The organism is Micromonospora sp. WMMA1947 (genome assembly GCF_027497355.1).
In the GTDB taxonomy this organism is placed as follows: Bacteria; Actinomycetota; Actinomycetes; order Mycobacteriales; family Micromonosporaceae; genus Micromonospora.
Genome location: NZ_CP114909.1, coordinates 3,910,039 through 3,931,664 on the forward strand (window position 1 = coordinate 3,910,039; position 21,626 = coordinate 3,931,664).

Consider the following 21,626-nt stretch of genomic DNA (forward strand, 5'->3'; position numbering starts at 1 on the left):
CAGTAACCGTCCGCGCCGGAATTCGCTGCCGGAAGCGCGCGGCGCGCCCGTGAATACGTGCGCGACGGGAAAAAGACCCCGCCGTCGCGCGGCGCACGGCATGCTTGCCCCGATGAGCAGGCAGACGGCTCTGGCCGACCTGGAGCAGGAGATCGCGGCGCCCGGCGCGGGCCCGGACCGCCTGCGCCTGGTCGGTACGCCGTTCGTGCCGGAGGTGCGCCTGCACCTGGCCGAGGACGCCATCCTGTGGTGGGCCCGGATGGAGGCCGCCGCCGGGCGGTCGCTGCCGCCGCCGTACTGGGCGTCGGTCTGGGCCGGTGGGCAGGCGCTCGCCCGGCACCTGCTGGACCATCCCGAGCTGGCCGCCGGGCGGCGGGTGCTCGACCTGGGCGCCGGATCGGGGCTGGTGGCCATCGCCGCCGCGCTCGCCGGGGCCGACCAGGTGGTCGCCAACGACATCGACCCGTACGCGGTGGCGGCGGTCACCCTGAACGCCCGGGCCAACCGGGTCCGGGTGGCCGCCGACGGCGCCGACCTGCTCGACGGGGTGGCGGGCGCCGACCTGCTGGTGGCCGGGGACGCGCTCTACGACGCGGGCCTGGCCGCCCGGGTCCTGCCCTACCTGCGGCGCTGCGCCGACCACGGCGTCGAGGTGCTGGTCGGTGACCCGGACCGGGGCCACCTGCCACCGGACGGGCTGGAACTGGTGGCGAGCTATCCGGTGCCGACCACGGAACCCTCCGTCGACTCGCCGGTGCGCCGGGTGCAGGTGCTCCGGCCCCGCTGACCCTAGGGGTCTCCCGGGCGGGTGTCGGGGACCACTGGGGGATCATGCCCGATGTGCCGGGGTGCCGGCGCGGCATAGCGTGCAGCTCATGAACGAACTCATGGCCGCCGCCGGTGAGCTGCCCACCACCCTGCTGATGGGGCTGCTGGGCGTGGTGATGCTCGCCGACGCCGTACCCCTGATCGGGGTGCTGGTGCCCGGCGACGCCGCGGTCCTGGCCGCGGTCGGCGCGGGTCGCCCGGCCGGAGGCGCGCTCACCGTCGCGGCGGTGGTCGCCGGCTGCCTGGCCGGCTGGTCACTGAGCTTCTTCGCCGGCCGGCGCTGGGGCGGGCAGCTGCGCGACAGCCGGGTGGGCGGCTGGATCGGCGAGTCCCGCTGGGTCGCCGCCGAGACGCTGCTGCACCGCGGCGGCGGGCGGATCGTGCTGGTGGCGCCGTTCCTGCCGGTGTTCAACGCGTTGCTGCCGCTCGCGGCGGGCGGGCTGCGGATGTCGTACCGGCGGTTCCTGGCCTGCGCGGCGGCCGGGGCCACCGCGTGGGCCGCGCTCTACGTGGCGCTGGGGCTCGCCGCGCGGGCGCTGACCGGCCTGCTGCCCGGGGCGCTCGATCCGACGGTGCTGACCATGGCGGTCGGGCTGCTGCTGGCCGGACCGGTGCTGCTCGCCACCCGGCGCCGGCTGCGGGCGGTCACCGGCTGACCGCGCCCGGCCCGGCCGTCACGGGGGAGGCCGGACCGGGCGTGCTCACCAGCCGCGGGCGCGCCACTGCGGCAGTGCGGGCCGCTCGGCGCCGATGGTGCTGTCCTTGCCGTGGCCCGGGTAGAACCAGGTGTCGTCCGGCAACTGGTCGAAGAGCTTGGCCTCGACGTCGTCGATGAGCCGGCCGAAGCGCTCCGGGTCCTGGTCGGTGTTGCCGACTCCACCCGGGAAGAGCGAGTCGCCGGTGAACAGGTGCGGGGTACCGGCCGGGTCGCGGTAGAGCAGCGCGATCGAGCCCGGCGTGTGCCCGCGCAGGTGGATGACCTCCAGCGCGCAGTCGCCGACCGGCACCGTGTCGCCGTCGGCGAGCCGCTCGGCGGAGATGGGCAGCCCCGCGGCGTCGTCGGCGTGCACCAGCGCGCGCGCCCCGGTCTTGGCCACCACCTCCTCCAGCGCGACCCAGTGGTCCATGTGCTGGTGCGTGGTCACCACGGCGGCCAGCCCGCCGTCGCCGACCAGCTCCAGCAGGCGCGGCGCCTCGTTCGCGGCGTCGATCAGCACCTGCTCGCCGGTGGCGTGGCAGCGCAGCAGATAGGCGTTGTTGTCCATCGGGCCGACCGACAGCTTGGTGACGGTGAGCCGGTCGAGCTCGCGCACGGCCGGCGGACCGCCGGGCGTGACGTGTCCGGTGTAGGTCATGACGATGTTCAGATCCATTCCGGTGGGTTCGGCAGGGGGCCGTCGGGTCGACGGTGAGCAGTTCGCCCGCGCCCCGGCCGGTCAGCCAGGCGGCGAGTTCCGGCGCGGGGCCGGTGACCGTGGGCGCCCCCTCGGGGTCACCCACGACGAGTTCGGACGCCGCGCCGTCGAAACGCAGCACCATGGCCGGGGCGGCCGGGTTGCCGGCCAGCCCGGTCACCACCTCGTGCAGCAGCCGCTGGGCGAACGCCTCCGGCCAGTCCGCGGGCCGGTAACCGGCCGCCAGGTCGACGTGGTGCACCTCGACCTCGCGCAGCCGGCCCCAGACCAGCATCGCCGCCGGCCACGGGCCGCGCCGGGTCTGCACCGTGGCGCCCCAGGCGTCCACCGGCATCGCCGCGACCGCCGCGTCGAAGCGCTGGCCGCTGCGGCGTACGTCGTCCAGCAGGTCGGCGGGACCGCGGTCGGCGCCGGCCTCGATGTCGTCGGCGCGGGCCTGCGCCGAGGCGTACATCGGGATCTCCTCGCCGGTGCGCGCCGAGGTGAGGAGGTTGACGAACCCGTCGGCGTTGCGGGCCAGGTGGGTGAGCACATGCGCGCGGGACCAGCCCGGCAGCAGGGAGGGCGCCGCGACGTCCGCCGCGGTCAGGCCGGACACGGTACGCACCAGCCGGTCGTTCGCCTCGGCCAGCGCGCCGGTCAGCAGCAGGGGGTCGGCGGTCATCTCGTACTCACGCGTCCGACCCTAGCGGGCCGGACCTTGCCGTGCCCGCGGGGAAATCGCTTTCGGCGCGTCGGCGCGCCACCTACCGTCGGGGCCGACGAGGTCGGGCCGCGCGGTCCACCTCGTCGCGAACGCGGCACCGGGAGTCGGAGGGGAGGTGGTGTGCATGCCGGTCGCAGCGCGTGTGTTCCGCCGTACCTCCCCTCGACACCGATGAGGACACCATGACTCTCGATCTGACCGCCCTCGGCTGGGACGCCGGCTGGGCGGCCCACCTCGACCGGCGCGCCGGCCACCGTCACGGGCGCGTCGCCCGGGTGGACCGGGGCGTCTGCACCGTGCTGTGCCCGCAGGGGCCGGTGCGGGCCAGCCTCGGCGGCGGCGTGCTTTCCGCCGCCGCCCGTGACCTGACCGCGTTGCCCTGCGCGGGTGACTGGGTGCTGCTGTCCACCTGGCCGGACGGCCCGGTCACGGTGGAGGCGGTGCTGCCGCGGCGGACCGCCCTGGTGCGGCGTACCGCCGGCAAGGACGCCAGCGGCCAGGTGCTGGCCGCCAACCTCGACGCCGCCGCGGTGGTCGAGCCGGTGCACCCGGAACCGGACGCCGCGCGGATCGAGCGGCTGCTGTCCCTGGTGCACGAATCCGGGGCGGAGCCGCTCGTCGTGCTCACCAAGGCCGACCTCGCCGCCGACCCGGAAGCGGTGGCCCGGCAGCTGACCGACCTCGCGCCGGGGGTGCCGGTGCTGCCGGTCAGCGCCGAGCGGGGCACCGGCCTGGCGCCGCTGCGCCGCCACGTCGCCCCGGGGCGCACGCTCGGCCTGCTCGGCCCCTCCGGGGCCGGCAAGTCGAGCCTGGTCAACGCGCTCGCCGGGGCCGAGGTGATGCGTACCCAGGCGATCCGCCGGGTCGACGGCAAGGGCCGGCACACCACCACCTGGCGGTCGCTGGTGCCGCTGCCGGGTGGGGGAGCGGTGCTGGACACCCCCGGCGTACGGGCGGTCGGCCTGCTCGACGGCGCGGCCGGACTGGACCGGGCGTTCGCCGACATCACCGAGCTGGCCGCCGGCTGCCGGTACGGCGACTGCGCCCACGACGCCGAGCCGGGCTGCGCGGTGCGGGCCGCGCTGGACGACGGCGAGCTGCCGGTGCGCCGCTGGGAGAGCTGGCGGCGGCTCCAGCGGGAGATCGAGTACGAGAGCGGTCGCCGCGCGGCCCGGCTGGCGGCCGAACGGCGGGGTGGCCGGCGGGGCGGGAGGCGACGGACCGGACGTCCGGCGACCCCGCCCGCTCCCGGGGGATTCTGAACCGGCCCGGGCCGGTCGGGCCGACCTGCGTGGTTCGCGCCCGACCGGCCTGAGCTGGGGGAATGTTCGCGCGACGGAAGTTGTCATACGTCGGGGCTAGAGTTGCCGAGGCGTCTTTTCTGCGCCCCGACAACCTGTGAAAACCACCCAGACCCGGCGTCTGGTGCACAGATCCGCCTCATATCTTTCTTCCGGGAGCACACGCACCGTGGCCGACCGACTGATCATCCGTGGCGCGCGCGAGCACAACCTGCGTGACGTCAGTCTCGACCTGCCCCGGGACGCCCTGATCGTCTTCACCGGGCTCTCCGGTTCGGGCAAGTCGAGCCTGGCGTTCGACACCATCTTCGCCGAGGGGCAGCGCCGCTACGTCGAGTCGCTGTCGTCGTACGCCCGGCAGTTCCTCGGTCAGATGGACAAGCCCGACGTCGACTTCATCGAGGGCCTCAGTCCCGCCGTCTCCATCGACCAGAAGTCCACCTCGCGCAACCCGCGCTCCACGGTCGGCACCATCACCGAGGTCTACGACTACCTCCGCCTGCTGTTCGCCCGCATCGGCGAGCCGCACTGCCCGATCTGCGGCGAGCGGATCTCCAAGCAGAGCCCGCAGCAGATCGTCGACCGTGTCCTGGCCATGGCCGAGGGCACCCGGTTCATGGTGCTCGCGCCGGTGGTGCGCGGCCGCAAGGGCGAGTACGTCGACCTGTTCGCCGAACTCCAGGCCAAGGGCTACGCCCGGGCCCGGGTCGACGGCGTGGTGCACCCGCTGACCGAGCCGCCGAAGCTCAAGAAGCAGGAGAAGCACACCATCGAGGTGGTGATCGACCGGCTCAGCGTCAAGCCGAGTGCCAAGCAGCGGCTGACCGACTCGGTCGAGGCCGCGCTCGGGCTGTCCGGCGGTCTGGTGCTGCTCGACTTCGTCGACCTGCCGGAGGACGACCCGGCCCGGGAGCGCCGCTACTCCGAGCACCTGGCCTGCCCGAACGACCACCCCCTCGCCATCGAGGACCTCGAACCCCGGGTCTTCTCCTTCAACGCCCCCTACGGCGCCTGCCCGGAGTGCACCGGCCTCGGCACCAAGAAGGAGGTGGACCCGGAACTGGTCATCCCCGACCCGGAGCGCACGCTGCGCGAGGGCGCGATCCAGCCCTGGGCCACCGGGCACAACCTCGAATACTTCCTGCGGCTGCTGGAGGCGCTCGGCGAGGCCGAGCACTTCGACATCGACACGCCGTGGCGGGCGCTGCCGTCGCGGGCGCAGAAGACGATCCTGCACGGCTCCGACGACCAGGTGCACGTGCGCTACCGCAACAAGTACGGCCGCGAGCGCTCCTACTACACCGGCTTCGAGGGCGTGGTGCAGTGGATCGAGCGCCGGCACACCGACACCGAGTCGGAGTGGTCCCGGGACAAGTACGAGGGCTACATGCGGGACGTGCCCTGCGCGGCCTGTGGCGGCACCCGGCTCAAGCCGGAGGTGCTCGCGGTCACCCTGGCCGGCAAGAGCATCGCCGAGGTCTGCAACCTCTCCGTCGGCGAGGCGGCCGACCTGCTCGCCGGCATCGAACTGACCGACCGGCAGAAGATGATCGCCGAGCGGGTCCTCAAGGAGATCAACGCCCGGCTGAAGTTCCTGCTCGACGTCGGCCTGGACTACCTCTCGCTGGACCGCCCGGCCGGCACGCTCTCCGGCGGCGAGGCCCAGCGCATCCGGCTCGCCACCCAGATCGGCTCCGGTCTGGTCGGCGTGCTCTACGTGCTCGACGAGCCGTCGATCGGCCTGCACCAGCGTGACAACCACCGGCTCATCGAGACGCTGCTGCGGCTGCGCGGGCTGGGCAACACGCTGATCGTGGTCGAGCACGACGAGGACACCATCCGGGTGGCGGACTGGATCGTCGACATCGGCCCGGGCGCGGGCGAGCACGGCGGCAAGATCGTGCACAGCGGCTCGGTACCGGCGCTGCTCGACAACACCGAGTCGGTCACCGGGGCGTACCTGGCCGGGCGCAGGTCCATCCCGACGCCCGCCACCCGCCGGCCGCAGACCCCTGGCCGGGAGCTGGTGGTGCAGGGCGCGCGCGAGCACAACCTGCGCAACCTCACCGTGAGCTTCCCGCTCGGCCAGCTCATCGCCGTCACCGGTGTCAGCGGCTCGGGCAAGTCGACGCTGGTGAACGACATCCTCTACGCCGTGCTGGCCAACCAGATCAACGGCGCCCGGCTGGTGCCCGGCCGGCACACCCGCATCACCGGCCTGGAGAACGTGGACAAGGTCGTCGGCGTGGACCAGTCGCCGATCGGGCGGACGCCGCGCTCCAACCCCGCCACGTACACCGGCGTCTGGGACCACATCCGCAAGCTGTTCGCCGAGACCACCGAGGCCAAGGTCCGGGGGTACGGTCCGGGCCGGTTCTCGTTCAACGTCAAGGGCGGCCGCTGCGAGGCGTGCTCCGGTGACGGCACCATCAAGATCGAGATGAACTTCCTGCCGGACGTCTACGTCCCCTGCGAGGTGTGCAAGGGCGCGCGCTACAACCGCGAGACGCTCGAGGTGCACTACAAGGGCAAGACGGTCGCCGAGGTGCTGGACATGCCGATCGAGGAGGCGGCCGAGTTCTTCTCCGCCATCCCGGCCATCCACCGGCACCTCCGGACGCTCGTCGACGTCGGTCTCGGCTACGTCCGCCTCGGCCAGCCCGCGCCGACGCTGTCCGGCGGCGAGGCGCAGCGCGTCAAGCTCGCCTCCGAACTGCAGAAGCGCTCCACCGGCCGCACCGTCTACGTGCTCGACGAGCCCACCACCGGCCTGCACTTCGAGGACATCCGCAAGCTGCTGATGGTGCTGGAGGGCCTGGTCGACAAGGGCAACACGGTCATCACCATCGAGCACAACCTCGACGTGATCAAGACCGCCGACTGGCTCATCGACATGGGCCCCGAGGGCGGCCACCGGGGCGGCACCGTGCTCGCCACGGGCACGCCGGAGGAGGTCGCCGAGGTGCCGGAGAGCCACACCGGGCAGTTCCTGCGGCCGATCCTCAAGCTCGACGGCGAGGCCAAGGGCGCCAAGGCGGCCACCACCCGGGCGGCAAAGGCCAACGGCAGCGCCAAGTCGCGGACCCGCAAGGTTCCCGCCGGGGCGCGCTGACCCATCCGGTACGCGTTTTCGCAGGCCGGGCCGTCGGTGCCCGGTCTGTGACGCGCCAGTATGAACCGTGCCCCACGCTGGTGCGTGTTTCCGCAGTAAGCCAAGAGAAAGGCCGGATATGAGTGATGATCAGGCGTTGACCCGACCGGTCACCCAGAGCCGCCGTACCCTGCTCGCCGGGGCCGGAGCGCTCGGCGCGGCCGTGGTGCTCGCGGGCTGCGGCAGCGACGACGACGCGTCCCCGGGGGCGGCCCCGACCAGCGGCGGCCCGCCCGGCGCCACCGCGACCGGCGACGCCGGCGGCGGCGACCGGGACGGCAGCAGCGCGCTGGCGCGCACCTCGGACATCCCGGTCGGCGGCGGTGCCGTCTTCGCCAGCCAGGGCGTGGTGATCACCCAGCCCGAGGCCGGCCAGTTCAAGGCGTTCGACCCGATCTGCACGCACCAGCGCTGCCCGGTGTCGAACGTCGACGGCGGCACGATCAACTGCACCTGCCACAACAGCCGGTTCTCGATCGTCGACGGCTCGGTGAAGGGTGGCCCGGCCACCAAGCCGCTCGCGGCGAAGGAGATCAAGGTCGACGGCGACCAGATCAAGCTGGCCTGACCCGTTCCGCGCCCCCGCCGGCACGTCGTCGGCGGGGGCGCGGCGACGGTCGCGTGTCAGGGGTGCGGACTAGGCTTGACACCGTGGCTGACCCCTCGACCTACCGTCCCGCGCCCGGCACCATCCCGGAGTCGCCAGGGGTCTACCGCTTCCGCGACGGCACCGGCCGGGTGATCTACGTCGGCAAGGCGCGCAACCTGCGCAGCCGGCTCAACTCCTACTTCGCCGACCCGGTCGGCCTGCACCAGCGCACCCGGCAGATGGTGTTCACCGCCGAGTCGGTCGACTGGATCACCGTCGCCACCGAGGTCGAGGCGCTCCAGCAGGAATACACCTGGATCAAGCAGTACGACCCCCGGTTCAACGTCCGCTACCGCGACGACAAGTCCTACCCCTACCTCGCGGTCACGCTCGACGAGGAATACCCCCGGTTGCAGGTGATGCGCGGGGTGAAGCGCAAGGGCGTGCGCTACTTCGGGCCGTACTCCCACGCCTGGGCGATCCGCGAGACGCTCGACCTGCTGCTGCGCGTCTTCCCGGCGCGGACCTGCTCGTCCGGGGTGTTCAAGCGGGCCGGGCAGGTCGGCCGGCCCTGCCTGCTGGGCTACATCGGCAAGTGCTCCGCGCCGTGCGTCGGCAGCGTCACCGCCGACCAGCACCGGGAGATCGTCGACGGCTTCTGCGACTTCATGGCCGGCCGCACCGACACCATGGTCCGGCGGCTGGAGAAAGAGATGCTCGACGCCAGCGAGCAGCTGGAGTTCGAGCGGGCCGCCCGGCTGCGCGACGACGTCGCGGCGCTGCGCCGGGCGATGGAGAAGCAGACGGTGGTGCTCGGCGACGGCACCGACGCCGACGTGGTCGCCTTCGCCGACGACCCGCTCGAAGCCGCCGTGCAGGTGTTCCACGTCCGCGGCGGCCGGGTGCGCGGTCAGCGCGGCTGGGTGGTGGAGAAGACCGAGGAGCTGACCACCGGCGACCTCGTGCACCACTTCTGCACCCAGGTGTACGGCGGCGAGCAGGGCGAGGCCGACGTGCCCCGCGAACTGCTCGTCCCCGAGCTGCCGGGCGACGCCGAGGCGCTCGCCGACTGGCTCACCGCCCGCCGGGGCAGCCGGGTGTCGCTGCGGGTGCCGCAGCGCGGCGACAAGCGGTCGCTGCTGGAGACCGTCGAGCGCAACGCCAAGGACGCGCTGGCCCGGCACAAGCTCAAGCGGGCCGGTGACCTGACCACCCGCAGTCAGGCGCTCGACGAGATCGCCGAGGCGCTCGGCATGAACACCTCGCCGCTGCGCATCGAGTGCTTCGACGTGTCCCAGATCCAGGGCACCGACGTGGTCGCCAGCATGGTCGTGTTCGAGGACGGGCTGCCCCGCAAGAGCGAGTACCGCCGGTTCATCGTGCGCGGCGCCACCGACGACCTGTCGGCCATGTCCGAGGTGCTGCGGCGGCGGTTCGCCCGCTACCTCGACGCCCGCGCCGAAACCGGCGAGCTGGGCGAGGAGACCGCCTCCGACCCCGACCGCCCCGGCATCGACCCGACCACGGGGCGACCGCGCAAGTTCGCGTACCCGCCGCAGCTCGTGGTGGTCGACGGCGGCCCGCCCCAGGTCGCCGCCGCCGCGAAGGCGCTCGCCGAGCTGGGCATCGACGACGTGGCGCTGTGCGGGCTGGCCAAGCGGCTGGAGGAGGTCTGGCTGCCCGACGACGAGTTCCCGGTGATCCTGCCGCGCACCTCCGAGGCGCTCTACCTGCTGCAGCGGGTCCGCGACGAGGCGCACCGCTTCGCCATCACGTTCCACCGGCAGCGGCGTTCCAAGCGCATGACCGAATCCGCGCTGGACAACGTCCCCGGCCTCGGTGAGGTACGCCGCAAGGCGCTGCTGCGGCACTTCGGCTCGTTGAAGCGGCTGGCGTCCGCCACGGTGGAGGAGATCACCGAGGTGCCCGGGGTGGGCAGGCGTACGGCCGAGGCGATCCTGGCCGCGCTGGACGGCTCCACCACCACCGAAGCCGCCCCCCGTTCCTGACCCTTCTCCTGCTCGCGCCTGCCGTCGTGGGGCCCCGGCCGCTGTCCGGCGTGCGTCAACAAACGCCCGGTGTCCGGTCCGCCGGCCCCCCACCGCCGTCGCGTGCCGTGGGTGGAACGCCATGGGTGCCTCGGGCTGCTTTTGGCACCCATGCCGCTCCAGTCGCCGTCGCCAGGTGCCTCGGGTGGAACGCCATGGGTGTCTTCGCCCGCCTTTGACACCTACGCCGTTCCAGCCACGCCTGTTCCCGATGGGCGAAACCGCCATCCCGTCCCCTGATCTTGCAGTTGGTGCCCAACAAGTGCCCGCTTTGCGAGGCTTGTCGCGCACCAAACTGCAAGATCGGCCGTGCGCGTGCACCGCGCGAAGGCGCCGCCCAGCGCGCCCTGGGACCGATGTCCGGTTTGCCGGCGTGGCGCGTTGTGGTCGGCGCCATGCTCACGGCGGAATCCGGGGGTGGGGCGCAGGCGTTGTACATGGCTGACAGCCCAGGTACCAGGTCGAGCGGCCGGACACCGGCCCGCCGAGGCGCCCGGATTGGTCAGGGAATCGGCCCGGCCCGGTCGTCGTTACATCCCCGAGCGACGGGCACCGCCGTCCCGGAATGACCCCGGCCCGCCGGCCGTTACGTCTCCCGGGATCGAGCCGCGAGGCCACGCCACCGGACAGGCCCCGTCGGGTCGCACCGCCCCGACCGGGAGCCACGGTCGGCGGGAATGACCCCGGCCCGGTGGTCGTTACATCCCCGAGCCGCGCAGAGCAGGCCCCTCCGGGTCGCCCGCGTGCCGCCCGTCCGACGGGCACCCCTCAAGACTTTTCCCCTTCGCGGCATCCCCCTGCCGCGCTTATCCCCCACTTCAGGGAGGCAACCATCATGGCTACCACTCTGCTGCGCAAGACCGTTCTGACCGCTGCCGGTGTCGTCGCCACCGCTGGTGGCATCGCCGGCCCCGCCATCGCCGCCCACGCCGCCCCGGCCGAGAAGGCCGCCATCGTCGCCGACCGCAAGAGCGGTCATGGCGAGCGGGAGCTGGACGTGCGCTACGAGGCGCAGCCCAACTTCTACTTCTGCGGCCCCGCCGCCGCCCGCAACGCGCTGAGCGTGCAGGGCAAGAACATCGACGTGCACGCCATGGCCAAGGAGATGGGCACCACCGAGGCCGGCACCAACTCCATCAACGACATCACCCCCGTGCTGAACAAGGAGACCGGCGCGAAGGACGCCTACAAGTCGGTCGAGATCAGCACCCCCAAGGCCGACGACAAGCAGACCGACAAGCTTCGCGCCGACGTGGTCAAGACCGTCGACGCCGGCCGGGCCGTGGTCGCCAACATCGCCGGCACCGCCACCGACACCGACGGCACCACCCACTCCTTCGAGGGCGGCCACTACATCAGCGTCATCGGCTACCGCGACGACGGCCGCACCGTCACCATCGCCGACAGCGCCGACCCGAACACCGCCACCTACCGCATGAGCATCGACAACCTCGCCGACTGGATCGCCACCCGCGGCTACAGCACCAGCTGACCAACCGCACCACCCCACCGCGCCCACGAGTGCAGAGCAAAAGAGCAAGACGCACGCGGAAGGGCCCGACCCCCACCACGGGGGCCGGGCCCTTCTCGCGTGCGTCAGGACTCGGCGAGGACGGCCAGGATCGCCTCGCCGTACTTGGCGAGCTTGTTCTCGCCGACCCCGTTGACCCGGGACAACTCGGCCAGCGAGGCGGGTGGCTCGGCGGCGATCTGCCGCAGCGTCGCGTCGTGGAAGATGACGTACGCCGGAACGCCCTGCTCCTTGGCGGTGGCCGCGCGCCACGCGCGGAGCCGCTCGAAGACGGGCGCGGCGGCGGGGGACAGGTCGGCGACCACTGTGGCGACGCCCCGGGGTTTGGCGGACCGGCCGCCCGCCGGGCGCTCCGGCTCCTTGCGCAGGGTGACAGTGCGGCGGCGGCCGAGCACGTCCGCGCTCGCGTCGGTCAGCGCCAGCGTGCCGTAGTCGCCCTCGACGGCGAGCAGCCCTTCGGCGAGCAGTTGCCGCACCACGCCCCGCCACTCGGCCTCGCGCAGGTCGGTGCCGATGCCGAAGGTGCTCAGCGCGTCGTGGCCGTACTGGTCGATCTTGTCGGTGTGCTTGCCGAGCAGGATGTCGATGCTGTGCCCGGCGCCGAACCGCTGGTTGCGTTCGCGGTCGAGCCGGTAGACGGTGGACAGCAGCTTCTGCGCGGCGACGGTGCCGTCCCAGGACTCCGGCGGGTCGAGGCAGGTGTCGCAGTTGCCGCAGTCGGCCACCTCGGTCTCGCCGAAGTATTCGAGCAGCTGGGCGCGGCGGCAGCGGACCGTCTCGCAGAGCGCCAGCATCGCGTCCAGGTGGGCGGCGAGGTTGCGCCGGTGCGCCAGGTCGCCCTCGGACGTCTCGATCATCTTGCGTTGCTGCACCACGTCCTGGAGCCCGTACGCCAGCCAGGCCGTGGACGGCAGCCCGTCGCGTCCGGCGCGGCCGGTCTCCTGGTAGTAGCCCTCCACCGACTTCGGCAGGTCCAGGTGGGCGACGAAGCGTACGTCGGGCTTGTCGATGCCCATGCCGAACGCGATGGTGGCGACCATGACCAGGCCGTCCTCGCGCAGGAACCGCTGCTGGTTGGCGGCGCGGGTCGAGGCGTCCAGCCCGGCGTGGTACGGCAGCGCGGGGATGCCGTTGGCGACCAGGAACTCGGCGGTCTTCTCCACCGAGGCCCGGGACAGGCAGTAGACGATGCCGGCGTCGCCGGGGTGCTCGTCGCGCAGCAGGCTCAGCAGCTGGCGGCGCGGCTCCCGCTTGGGCACGATGCGGTACTGGATGTTGGGCCGGTCGAAGCTGGCCACGAAGTGCCGGGCCTCGGTGAGCCGCAGCCGGGTGGCGATCTCGGTGCGGGTCGCCCGGGTGGCGGTGGCGGTCAGCGCGATCCGCGGTACGTCCGGCCAGCGCTCGTGCAGCATCGACAGGTTGAGGTAGTCGGGGCGGAAGTCGTGCCCCCACTGCGAGACGCAGTGCGCCTCGTCGATCGCGAACAGCGCGATCCGGCCGCGTTCCAGCAGGCCGAGCGTGGACCGCACGGCGAGCCCTTCCGGGGCGAGGTAGAGCAGGTCCAGCTCGCCGGCGAGGTAGGCCGCCTCGACCCGGCGCCGCTGCGCCGGATCCTGGGTCGAGTTGAGGAACCCGGCCCGGACGCCGACCGCGGTGAGGGCGTCGACCTGGTCCTGCATGAGCGCGATCAGCGGCGACACGACCACCGCCACACCGTCGCGGACCAGCGCGGGGATCTGGTAGCACAGCGACTTGCCGCCACCGGTGGGCATGAGCACCAGCGCGTCGCCGCCGGCCACCACGTGCTCGACGACCTCCTGCTGGAAGCCGCGGAAGGCGTCGTACCCGAAGACCCGCCGCAACACGTCGAGCGCGCCGCCGGTCGGTGGGGAGCCGGCCGATGGGGAGGTGGCCGGTGGGGAGGTGGTCCGCTCGTCGGTGGGGGAGACCATCCGCGCAGTCTACGAGCGTCCCCCGACAGCGCCCGCCTCGGCGAGCCGTGACGAGGGCGGCTAACTGTTCCGGTCGTCACCCCGTGGAATCCCGGGCCGGGTCGCAGCCGTTAGAGTCGCTGATTGACCATGCGCGGCCGACCGGCCGCGGCGCCACGGCTGGGGGTAGCGGGTGAGCGAGGCGCGTACAGCGGGTGACCTGGGGCCGACCGAGGGGGAGACGGCGCCGGCCGAGTCGGACACCTCCCTGGTGGTGGTGACCGGCCTGTCCGGCGGCGGTCGCAGCACCGTGGCCCGGGCGCTGGAGAACGTCGGCTACTACGTGGTCGACAACCTGCCGCAGGCGTTGCTGCTGGACATGGCCGAGCTGGCGTTCAAGGCCGGCGGCGCGGCCCGGCGTACGGCGATGGTGCTGGACGTGCGCTCCCGCGCGTTCTCCACCGACCTGGCCGGGGCGATCCGGGAGCTGCGCGAGCGCGGCTTCTCCCCCCGGGTGGTCTTCGTCGACGCCGACGACGAGGTGCTGATCCGCCGGTTCGAGAGCGTGCGCCGCTCGCACCCGTTGCAGGGCGACGGGCGGCTGGCCGACGGCATCGCGGTCGAGCGGACCCTGCTGGAGGAGGCCCGCGAGCAGGCCGACGTGATCATCGACACCAGCCACCTGAACGTGAACCAGCTGCGCCGCCGGGTCGAGGAGCTGTTCGGTGGTGAGGACGCCCGTCGGCTGCGGATCACCGTGATCTCGTTCGGCTTCAAGTACGGCCTGCCGCCGGATGCCGACTTCGTGATGGACGCGCGCTTCCTGCCGAACCCGTACTGGGTGCCGGAGCTGCGTGAGCACACCGGCCGGGAGGAGGCGGTGAGCGCGTACGTGCTCGGCCAGGAGGGCGCCGACGCGTTCGTGGCCGGCTACGCCGACCTGGTCAACGCCACCACCGCCGGGTTCGAGCGGGAGGGCAAGCGCTACCTGACCGTGGCGGTCGGCTGCACCGGTGGCAAGCACCGCAGCGTGGCCATCGCCGAGGAGCTGGCGTCCCGGCTGCGCCACTCCGGCATCGCCGCCAACGCCCAGCACCGGGACCTGGGGCGGGAGTGACCCCGACCAGGGTGGTCGCCTTCGGCGGCGGGCACGGGCTCTCGGCGTCGCTGCGGGCGCTGCGTCACTGCGTACCCGAACTGGACCTGGACATCACCGCGGTGGTCACCGTCGGTGACGACGGCGGCTCCAGCGGCCGGTTGCGCGCCGAGCGCGGCGGCCTGCCGCCGGGCGACCTGCGTCAGGCGCTCGTCGCCCTGGCCGGTGACCACCCGGCCACCCGGCGCAGCGCGGCGTTGTTCCAGCACCGCTTCGCCGCCGCCGTGCCCCCGGCGCCGACGATCGCCGCGCCGGTCCCGGTCGCGGTGGGCGACTCGCTGGCCGGTCACGCGGTCGGCAACCTGCTGCTGCACGGGCTCACCGAGCTGCTCGGCGATCCGGTGGCCGCGCTCGACCACGCCGGGGCGATGCTCGGCGCGGTGGGACGGGTGCTGCCGATGTCCCGCCAGCCGGTCGGCATCGAGGCCCGGGTCCGCGGCGCCGACCCGGAGCATCCGGACGAGGTGTCCACGGTGCGCGGCCAGCACCAGGTCGCGGTCACCCCGGGCACCGTCGAGTCGCTGCGGCTCAACCCGTCCGCGCCGGCCGCGTGCGCCGAGGCGGTGACGGCGGTACGCGCGGCCGACTGGCTGATCTTCGGGCCCGGCAGCTGGTACACGAGCGTGCTGCCGCACCTGCTGGTGCCGGGGCTGGCCGACGCGATCGTGTCCAGCCCGGCGCGGCGGCTGGTGACACTCAACCTGGTGGCCGAGAAGGAGACCTCAGGGCTCTCCCTGCCCGACCATCTGGACACCCTGCGGCGCTATCTGCCCGAGCTGAAGGTGGACCGGGTGCTCGCCGACTCCACGGCGGTGGGTGATCCCGCGGCGGTCGAACGTGCGGCAGAATCGCTTGGTGCCCGGCTGGTCCTCGCTCCCGTCGCCGTCCTGGACGGCACGCCCCGTCATGACCCAGCCGCCCTGGGCGCCGCGCTGGTGCCTGTCCTGCGCGCCGATCGTTAGACACGTACGTAAACACCGGCGACACGCCGGAACCGGTCCGTGAGGGGGCGCACTATGGCGATGACGGCTGCGGTCAAGGACGAGCTGAGTCGGGTCGACGTGCCCAAGCCCTGCTGTCGCCGGGCGGAGATGGCCGCCCTGCTGCGTTTCGCCGGCGGCCTGCACATCGTGTCGGGCCGCGTCGTGGTCGAGGCGGAGCTGGACACCGGCGCGGTGGCCCGCCGGCTGCGGCGGGAGATCGCCGAGGTCTACGGCTACCCGAGCGAGATCCACGTGCTCGCCTCCGGCGGCCTGCGCAAGGGCAGCCACTTCATCGTGCGGGTGGTCAAGGACGGCGAGGCGCTCGCCCGGCAGACCGGCCTGCTCGACGTGCGGGGCCGCCCGGTGCGCGGCCTGCCGCCGCACGTGGTGGCCGCGAACGTCTGCTGTGCCGTGTCGGCCTGGCGGGGCGCGTTCATGGCGCACGGCTCGCTGACCGAGCCGGGCCGTTCGAGCGCCCTGGAGATCACCTGCCCCGGCCCGGAGTCGGCGCTGGCGCTGGTCGGCGCCGCCCGCCGGATCGGCATCACCGCCAAGAACCGCGAGGTGCGCGGCGTGGACCGGGTGGTGGTCAAGGACGGTGACGCGATCGCCGCGCTGCTCACCCGCATCGGCGCGCACTCCAGCGTGCTGGCCTGGGAGGAGCGGAGGGTACGCCGGGAGGTGCGCGCCACCGCCAACCGGCTGGCCAACTTCGACGACGCCAACCTGCGCCGCTCGGCGCGGGCCGCGGTGGCCGCCGCCGCCCGGGTGACCCGCGCGCTGGAGATCCTCGCCGACGACGCCCCGAACCACCTGACCTCGGCCGGGCGGCTGCGGCTGGAGCACCGTCAGGCCTCGCTGGAGGAGCTGGGCGCGCTCGCCGAGCCGCCGCTGACCAAGGACGCCATCGCCGGCCGGATCCGCCGGCTGCTCGCGCTGGCCGACAAGCGTGCCCGTGACCTGGGCATCCCGGATACGGAAGCGGCAGTCACGCCGGACATGCTCGTGGTCTGATAGGACTCGGGCGGCAGCGCACCGCGAGCGGGATCACCACCCGCCGCAGCGCGACGCCGCGCGCTCGGATATGGTCGCTGCGTACGGCAAGGGGGCCGGAACAGGCGCTCCTCGCCGTGCTCACCGCCTCGGGCGGTCAGGTCTCCGGGACCGCGGCGGGGTGGCCGAGATGACATGTCGACGGCCGGCTCCAACGGTCGGCGCACACACCTCCGCCGGCCCCGGTCTGGCGCCGGCGGACCAGAACGCGAGGAGATGGGACCTGTGACCATCCGGGTTGGCATCAACGGCTTCGGCCGGATCGGCCGCAACTTCTTCCGGGCAGTGCTGGCGTCCGGCGCTGACATCGAGGTCGTGGCGGTCAACGACCTGACCGACAACGCGACGCTCGCCCACCTTGTCAAGTACGACAGCATCCTGGGCCGCCTCCCGCACGAGGTGAAGGCCACCGCCGACGAGATCACCGTGGGCGGCAAGACCATCAAGGCGTACGCCGAGAAGGACCCGGCCAAGCTGCCGTGGGGCGAGGTCGGCGCCGACGTCGTCATCGAGTCCACCGGCTTCTTCACTGACGGCACCAAGGCGAAGGCGCACCTCGACGGCGGGGCCAAGAAGGTCATCATCTCCGCGCCGGCGAAGAACGAGGACGTCACCGTGGTCATGGGCGTCAACCAGGACCAGTACGACCCGGCCAAGCACAACATCATCTCGAACGCCTCCTGCACGACGAACTGCCTCGCGCCGATGGCGAAGGTCCTGCAGGACACGTTCGGCATCAAGCAGGGTCTGATGACCACCATCCACGCGTACACGCAGGACCAGAACCTGCAGGACGCGCCGCACAAGGACCTGCGCCGGGCCCGGGCCGCCGCGCTCAACATCGTGCCGACCTCGACCGGCGCCGCGAAGGCCATCGGCCTGGTGCTGCCGGAGCTCAAGGGCAAGCTGGACGGCTACGCGCTGCGCGTGCCGATCCCGACCGGCTCGGCCACCGACCTGACCGTCGAGGTCGGCCGGGAGACCACTGTGGACGAGGTGAACGCCGCGCTCAAGGCCGCCGCCGAGGGCCCGCTGCGGGGCATCCTCACCTACAACGAGGACCCGATCGTCTCCGCCGACATCGTGACCGACCCGGCGTCGTGCATCTTCGACGCGCCGCTGACCAAGGTGATCGGCAACCAGGTCAAGGTCGTCGGCTGGTACGACAACGAGTGGGGCTACTCGAACCGCCTGGTGGACCTGGTGAAGCTGGTGGGTCAGTCGCTGTGACGATCCGTAACCTCGACGACCTGCTCGCCGAGGGGGTGTCGGGTCGGCGCGTGCTGGTGCGCGCCGACCTGAACGTCCCGCTCGACAAGCAGACCGGGGAGATCACTGACGACGGCCGGATCCGGGCCGTCCTGCCGACGCTGAGCGCGCTGGTGCAGGCCGGCGCGAAGGTGGTCGTCTGCTCGCACCTGGGCCGCCCGAAGGGCACGCCGGACCCGCAGTTCAGCCTCCGCCCGGTCGCCGGGCGGCTCGGTGAGCTGCTCGGCGCCCCGGTGCACTTCGCCGAGGACACCGTCGGCGACTCGGCGCGGGCATGCGTGGCCGACCTGGCCGACGGGCAGGTCGCGCTGCTGGAGAACCTGCGGTTCAACAAGGGCGAGACCAGCAAGGACGACGCGGAGCGGGGCGCGTTCGCCGACCAGCTCGCCGCGCTCGGTGACGCCTACGTGGACGACGCGTTCGGCGCGGTGCACCGCAAGCACGCCAGCGTGCACGACGTACCGGCCCGGCTGCCGCACTACGCGGGCCGGCTGGTGCTGCGCGAGGTCGAGGTGCTCAGCCGCCTCACCGGCTCCCCGGAGCGGCCGTACGTGGTGGTGCTGGGCGGCTCGAAGGTCTCCGACAAGCTCGCCGTGATCGAGGCGCTGCTGCCGACCGTGGACCGGCTGCTCATCGGCGGCGGGATGTGCTTCACCTTCCTCAAGGCCCAGGGCCACGAGGTGGGCACGTCGCTGCTGGAGAAGGACATGGTCGAGACCTGCCGCAACCTGATGGAGCGCGCGCCGGGCAAGATCATGCTCCCGGTCGACGTGGTGGCCGCCGACGCGTTCGCCCCGGACGCCGCGCACGACACCGTGCCCGCCGACGGCATCCCCAGCCACCGGCTGGGCCTGGACATCGGCCCGGAGACGGTGGCCGGTTTCGCCGCCGCGCTGTCGCAGGCGAAGACCATCTTCTGGAACGGCCCGATGGGCGTGTTCGAGATGGCGGCGTTCGCCAACGGCACCCGGGGCGTGGCCGAGGCGATCACCAAGGCCGACGCGTTCAGCGTGGTCGGCGGCGGCGACTCGGCCGCGGCGGTGCGCGCGCTGGGCCTCGACGAGTCCTCGTTCGGGCACATCTCCACCGGTGGTGGCGCCTCCCTGGAATACCTGGAGGGCAAGACCCTCCCCGGCATCGCGGCCCTGGAGAACTGAATGGCGAGCACGACCCGCCGGCCGCTGATGGCCGGCAACTGGAAGATGAACCTGAACCACCTCGAGGCCAACCTGCTGGTGCAGAAGCTGGCCGCGAGCCTGAACGAGAAGCAGCTCACCGACGTCGAGTGCGTGGTGCTGCCGCCCTTCACCGACCTGCGTACCGTGCAGACCGCCGTGGACGGCGACAAGCTGCTGATCGGCTACGGCGCGCAGGACCTCTCTCCGCACCCGTCCGGCGCGTACACCGGTGACATCGCCGGGCCGATGCTGGCCAAGCTGGGCTGCGGGTACGTGGTGGTCGGCCACTCCGAGCGGCGGCAGTACCACAACGAGGACGACGCGCTCGTCAACGCGAAGGTGGCGGCGGCGCTGGCGAACGGGCTCACCCCGATCCTCTGCATCGGCGAGGGCCTGGAGGTCCGGGAGCAGTCGGGTCAGGTGCGGCACTGCTGCGACCAACTCGACGGCGCGCTGAAGGGGCTCACCGCCGAGCAGGTCACCAAGGTCGTCGTGGCGTACGAGCCGGTCTGGGCGATCGGCACCGGCAAGACGGCGACCCCGGAGGACGCCCAGGAGGTCTGCGGCGCGGTGCGCAAGCGCATCGCCGAGACCTACGACGAGGGCACCGCCGCGCAGGTCCGGATCCTGTACGGCGGGTCGGTCAAGGCGTCGAACGTCGCCGCGATCATGGCGCAGCCGGACGTGGACGGGGCCCTGGTCGGGGGCGCCAGCCTGGACGCGGACGAGTTCGCGCAGATCTGCCGGTTCCCGGAGCACATCGCTCGCTGATCGCTCGCTATCCTTGACGCTGCCCGTCCACCGGTCGGTGCCGCCGTGCCCGACAGGTCCGGGCAGTGATCGCAACGAGAGGACTGACCCCCGCCATGCCGATCTGGTTCGCCTACACGATGATCACGTTGCTGGTCATCACCAGCGTGCTGCTCGTCCTGCTGATCCTCCTGCACCGCGGCAAGGGCGGCGGGTTGTCGAGCATGTTCGGCGGCGGCGTCAGCTCCAGCCTGGCCGGCTCGTCGGTGGCCGAGAAGAACCTCGACCGCTACACCGTTCTGGTGGGAATCGTCTGGTTCGCCTGCATCGTCGGGCTCGGACTCTGGCTGCGACTGCAGATGGCCAGCGGCACCTGAGTCGGCGCTGAGAAGCGTACAATCTGCGCGCGGTCCGTCACGGACCGCGCGCAGTTTTGTTTCTCCGCGCGTCGCCCGTCGCCTGCCCCTCCGGCGGCGGTCCCCTCCGACGACAGGGAGCGAGCAACCGTGCCCAGCAACAACGTCATCCGCGGCACCCGGGTCGGGTCCGCCCCCGAGCGGTTCGACCAGCGGGTGGAGCCCGCGCCGCGCCGCCCGGTCGTCTACTGGTGCCGCCACGGGCACCGGGTCGAGTTCCTGATCGCCGCCGAGGCGGAGACGCCGGCGGCCTGGGAGTGCCCCCGCTGCGGCGAGCCCGCCGGCCCCGACCCGGGCGCCCCGCCGGACCGCGAGCGCGCCGAGCCGTACAAGACCCATCTCGCGTACGTGCAGGAGCGGCGCACGCCGGAGGAGGGGGAGGCGCTGCTGGCCGAGGCCCTCGACGCGCTGCGCCGACGTCGTGGCCGCGCCTGAGCCGAGGCGTTAAGAAGGGGCCCCTTCTCTACCGGAGACGTTAAGAAGGGGCCCTTCCTTACACCTCAGCGGAGGCTGCGCAGGCGCGGCGGCACGTTCGCCGCCGCGGCCCGGTCGAGCAGCCAGAGGGTACGGGAGACGCCCCGCACCCCGGCGGCCGGCACCTGCACCGGCCCGGCCCCGGCCAGCGCCATGCCCACCGCCCGGGCCTTGTCCGCCCCGGCGGCGATCAGCCACACCTCCTCGGCCGTGTTGATCGTCGGCAGGGTCAGCGTGGTCCGCACCGGCGGCGGCTTCGGGCTGCCCCGCACCGCGCTGACCGGCCGGTTGTCGTGGTGCACCGGGTGCTCCGGGAACACCGACGCCACGTGCCCGTCCTCACCGACGCCGAGCATCAGCACGTCGAAGTGCGGCACGATCGCGTTACCGGGCCGGGCGGCGGCGGCCAGCTCCCTGGCGTACCCGGCGGCGGCCGCCTCCGGGTCGTCACCGGCGGGGCCGTCGGAGGCAGGCATCGGGTGGATCCGGGCCGGGTCCAGCGGCACCGTGTCCAGCAGCGCCGCCCGCGCCTGCGTCTCGTTGCGCTCCGGGTCACCGGCGGGCAGGAACCGCTCGTCACCCCACCACACGTCGACCCGGGACCAGTCGACCGCGTCCCGGGCGGGCAGCTGCCCGACCGCCCGGTACACCGCCGCGGCGATCCGCCCGCCGGTCAGCACCACCGACGCCTGGCCGCGCTCGGCCTGCGCGTCGAGCAGCTTCACCACCAACCGGGCCGCCACCGCCTGCGCCAGCAGGTCGGGGTCGGCGTGTACGGCGACACTCGCCTCAGTCATCCGTCGAGCCCTCGTGTTCCGACCGCCCACCGGCGGTCACCTGTGCCTCC

The 21,626-nt window shown here is 72.9% G+C and carries 18 protein-coding genes and 1 pseudogene; 15 read left to right on the plus strand and 4 right to left on the minus strand.

The features are described from left to right. Positions 1-112: 112 nt before the first annotated feature. Together O7604_RS18770 and O7604_RS18775 are read left to right on the plus strand one after the other, a co-directional pair. Positions 113-787 carry a 50S ribosomal protein L11 methyltransferase gene (locus O7604_RS18770; RefSeq protein WP_269705006.1) on the plus strand — a complete coding sequence of 225 codons (675 nt, stop codon included), beginning with the start codon at positions 113-115 and terminating at the stop codon, positions 785-787. Between the two features lie 88 nt (positions 788-875). Continuing rightward, positions 876-1,484 (plus strand): VTT domain-containing protein, encoded by a 609-nt coding sequence (locus O7604_RS18775; RefSeq protein WP_281577240.1) that lies wholly within the window; start codon positions 876-878, stop codon positions 1,482-1,484. 45 nt (positions 1,485-1,529) lie between these two features. Here O7604_RS18775 and O7604_RS18780 read toward each other — a convergent pair whose 3' ends face one another. Together O7604_RS18780 and O7604_RS18785 are read right to left on the minus strand one after the other, a co-directional pair. After that, positions 1,530-2,183 (minus strand): MBL fold metallo-hydrolase, encoded by a 654-nt coding sequence (locus O7604_RS18780; RefSeq protein WP_269705008.1) that lies wholly within the window; start codon positions 2,181-2,183, stop codon positions 1,530-1,532. Between the two features lie 8 nt (positions 2,184-2,191). After that, positions 2,192-2,907, minus strand: a pseudogene (locus O7604_RS18785) (maleylpyruvate isomerase family mycothiol-dependent enzyme). Positions 2,908-3,131: 224 nt separating this feature from the next. Here O7604_RS18785 and rsgA point away from each other — a divergent pair. From rsgA to O7604_RS18810, 5 genes are all read left to right on the plus strand, one after another. After that, a complete protein-coding gene (gene rsgA / locus O7604_RS18790; RefSeq protein WP_281577241.1) occupies positions 3,132-4,211 on the plus strand; it encodes a ribosome small subunit-dependent GTPase A in 1,080 nt (359 codons plus the stop codon). Between the two features lie 208 nt (positions 4,212-4,419). Continuing rightward, a complete protein-coding gene (gene uvrA, locus O7604_RS18795) occupies positions 4,420-7,362 on the plus strand; it encodes an excinuclease ABC subunit UvrA (protein WP_269705013.1) in 2,943 nt (980 codons plus the stop codon). Positions 7,363-7,480: 118 nt separating this feature from the next. After that, entirely contained in the window at positions 7,481-7,969 is a 489-nt protein-coding gene (locus O7604_RS18800; protein ID WP_269705015.1) for a Rieske (2Fe-2S) protein, read from the plus strand. Positions 7,970-8,052: 83 nt separating this feature from the next. Then, positions 8,053-9,999, plus strand: coding sequence for an excinuclease ABC subunit UvrC (uvrC, locus tag O7604_RS18805; protein WP_269705017.1), 1,947 nt, complete (start codon positions 8,053-8,055; stop codon positions 9,997-9,999). A gap of 874 nt (positions 10,000-10,873) precedes the next feature. Continuing rightward, positions 10,874-11,530, plus strand: a complete 657-nt coding sequence (locus tag O7604_RS18810; protein WP_281577242.1) for a C39 family peptidase — start codon at positions 10,874-10,876, stop codon at positions 11,528-11,530. Between the two features lie 104 nt (positions 11,531-11,634). Here O7604_RS18810 and recQ read toward each other — a convergent pair whose 3' ends face one another. After that, the gene (gene recQ / locus O7604_RS18815) at positions 11,635-13,521 is read right to left on the minus strand and encodes a DNA helicase RecQ (RefSeq protein WP_281577243.1); all 1,887 of its coding nucleotides are present in this window, start codon (positions 13,519-13,521) and stop codon (positions 11,635-11,637) included. A gap of 172 nt (positions 13,522-13,693) precedes the next feature. On the opposite strand from recQ, the gene rapZ reads away from it, so the two are divergent. The 8 genes from rapZ (at position 13,694) to O7604_RS18855 (ending at position 20,740) form a co-directional block, all read left to right on the plus strand. Further along, positions 13,694-14,617, plus strand: coding sequence for an RNase adapter RapZ (rapZ, locus tag O7604_RS18820; protein WP_269705021.1), 924 nt, complete (start codon positions 13,694-13,696; stop codon positions 14,615-14,617). Continuing rightward, positions 14,614-15,618 carry a uridine diphosphate-N-acetylglucosamine-binding protein YvcK gene (gene yvcK / locus O7604_RS18825; RefSeq protein WP_120568917.1) on the plus strand — a complete coding sequence of 335 codons (1,005 nt, stop codon included), beginning with the start codon at positions 14,614-14,616 and terminating at the stop codon, positions 15,616-15,618. Before rapZ ends, yvcK begins: the two co-directional genes overlap by 4 nt. Positions 15,619-15,672: 54 nt before the next feature. Further along, entirely contained in the window at positions 15,673-16,653 is a 981-nt protein-coding gene (whiA, locus tag O7604_RS18830) for a DNA-binding protein WhiA (RefSeq protein ID WP_018788213.1), read from the plus strand. Between the two features lie 264 nt (positions 16,654-16,917). Next, on the plus strand, positions 16,918-17,922 hold the full coding sequence (gap, locus tag O7604_RS18835; protein WP_013287466.1) for a type I glyceraldehyde-3-phosphate dehydrogenase: 1,005 nt from the start codon (positions 16,918-16,920) through the stop codon (positions 17,920-17,922). After that, positions 17,919-19,118: a phosphoglycerate kinase gene (locus O7604_RS18840; RefSeq protein ID WP_281577244.1), complete on the plus strand. Its 1,200-nt coding sequence runs from the start codon at positions 17,919-17,921 to the stop codon at positions 19,116-19,118. The genes gap and O7604_RS18840 overlap by 4 nt, the downstream gene beginning before the upstream one ends. Beyond that, positions 19,119-19,910 (plus strand): triose-phosphate isomerase, encoded by a 792-nt coding sequence (gene tpiA / locus O7604_RS18845; RefSeq protein ID WP_269705031.1) that lies wholly within the window; start codon positions 19,119-19,121, stop codon positions 19,908-19,910. Positions 19,911-20,005: 95 nt separating this feature from the next. Then, a complete protein-coding gene (gene secG, locus O7604_RS18850; RefSeq protein WP_018788217.1) occupies positions 20,006-20,266 on the plus strand; it encodes a preprotein translocase subunit SecG in 261 nt (86 codons plus the stop codon). Between the two features lie 129 nt (positions 20,267-20,395). Next, positions 20,396-20,740 carry an RNA polymerase-binding protein RbpA gene (locus tag O7604_RS18855; protein ID WP_269705032.1) on the plus strand — a complete coding sequence of 115 codons (345 nt, stop codon included), beginning with the start codon at positions 20,396-20,398 and terminating at the stop codon, positions 20,738-20,740. A 65-nt stretch (positions 20,741-20,805) separates the two neighbouring features. On the opposite strand, the gene pgl is transcribed toward O7604_RS18855, so the two are convergent. Continuing rightward, positions 20,806-21,576, minus strand: coding sequence for a 6-phosphogluconolactonase (pgl, locus tag O7604_RS18860; protein WP_281577245.1), 771 nt, complete (start codon positions 21,574-21,576; stop codon positions 20,806-20,808). Positions 21,577-21,626 lie beyond the last annotated feature (50 nt).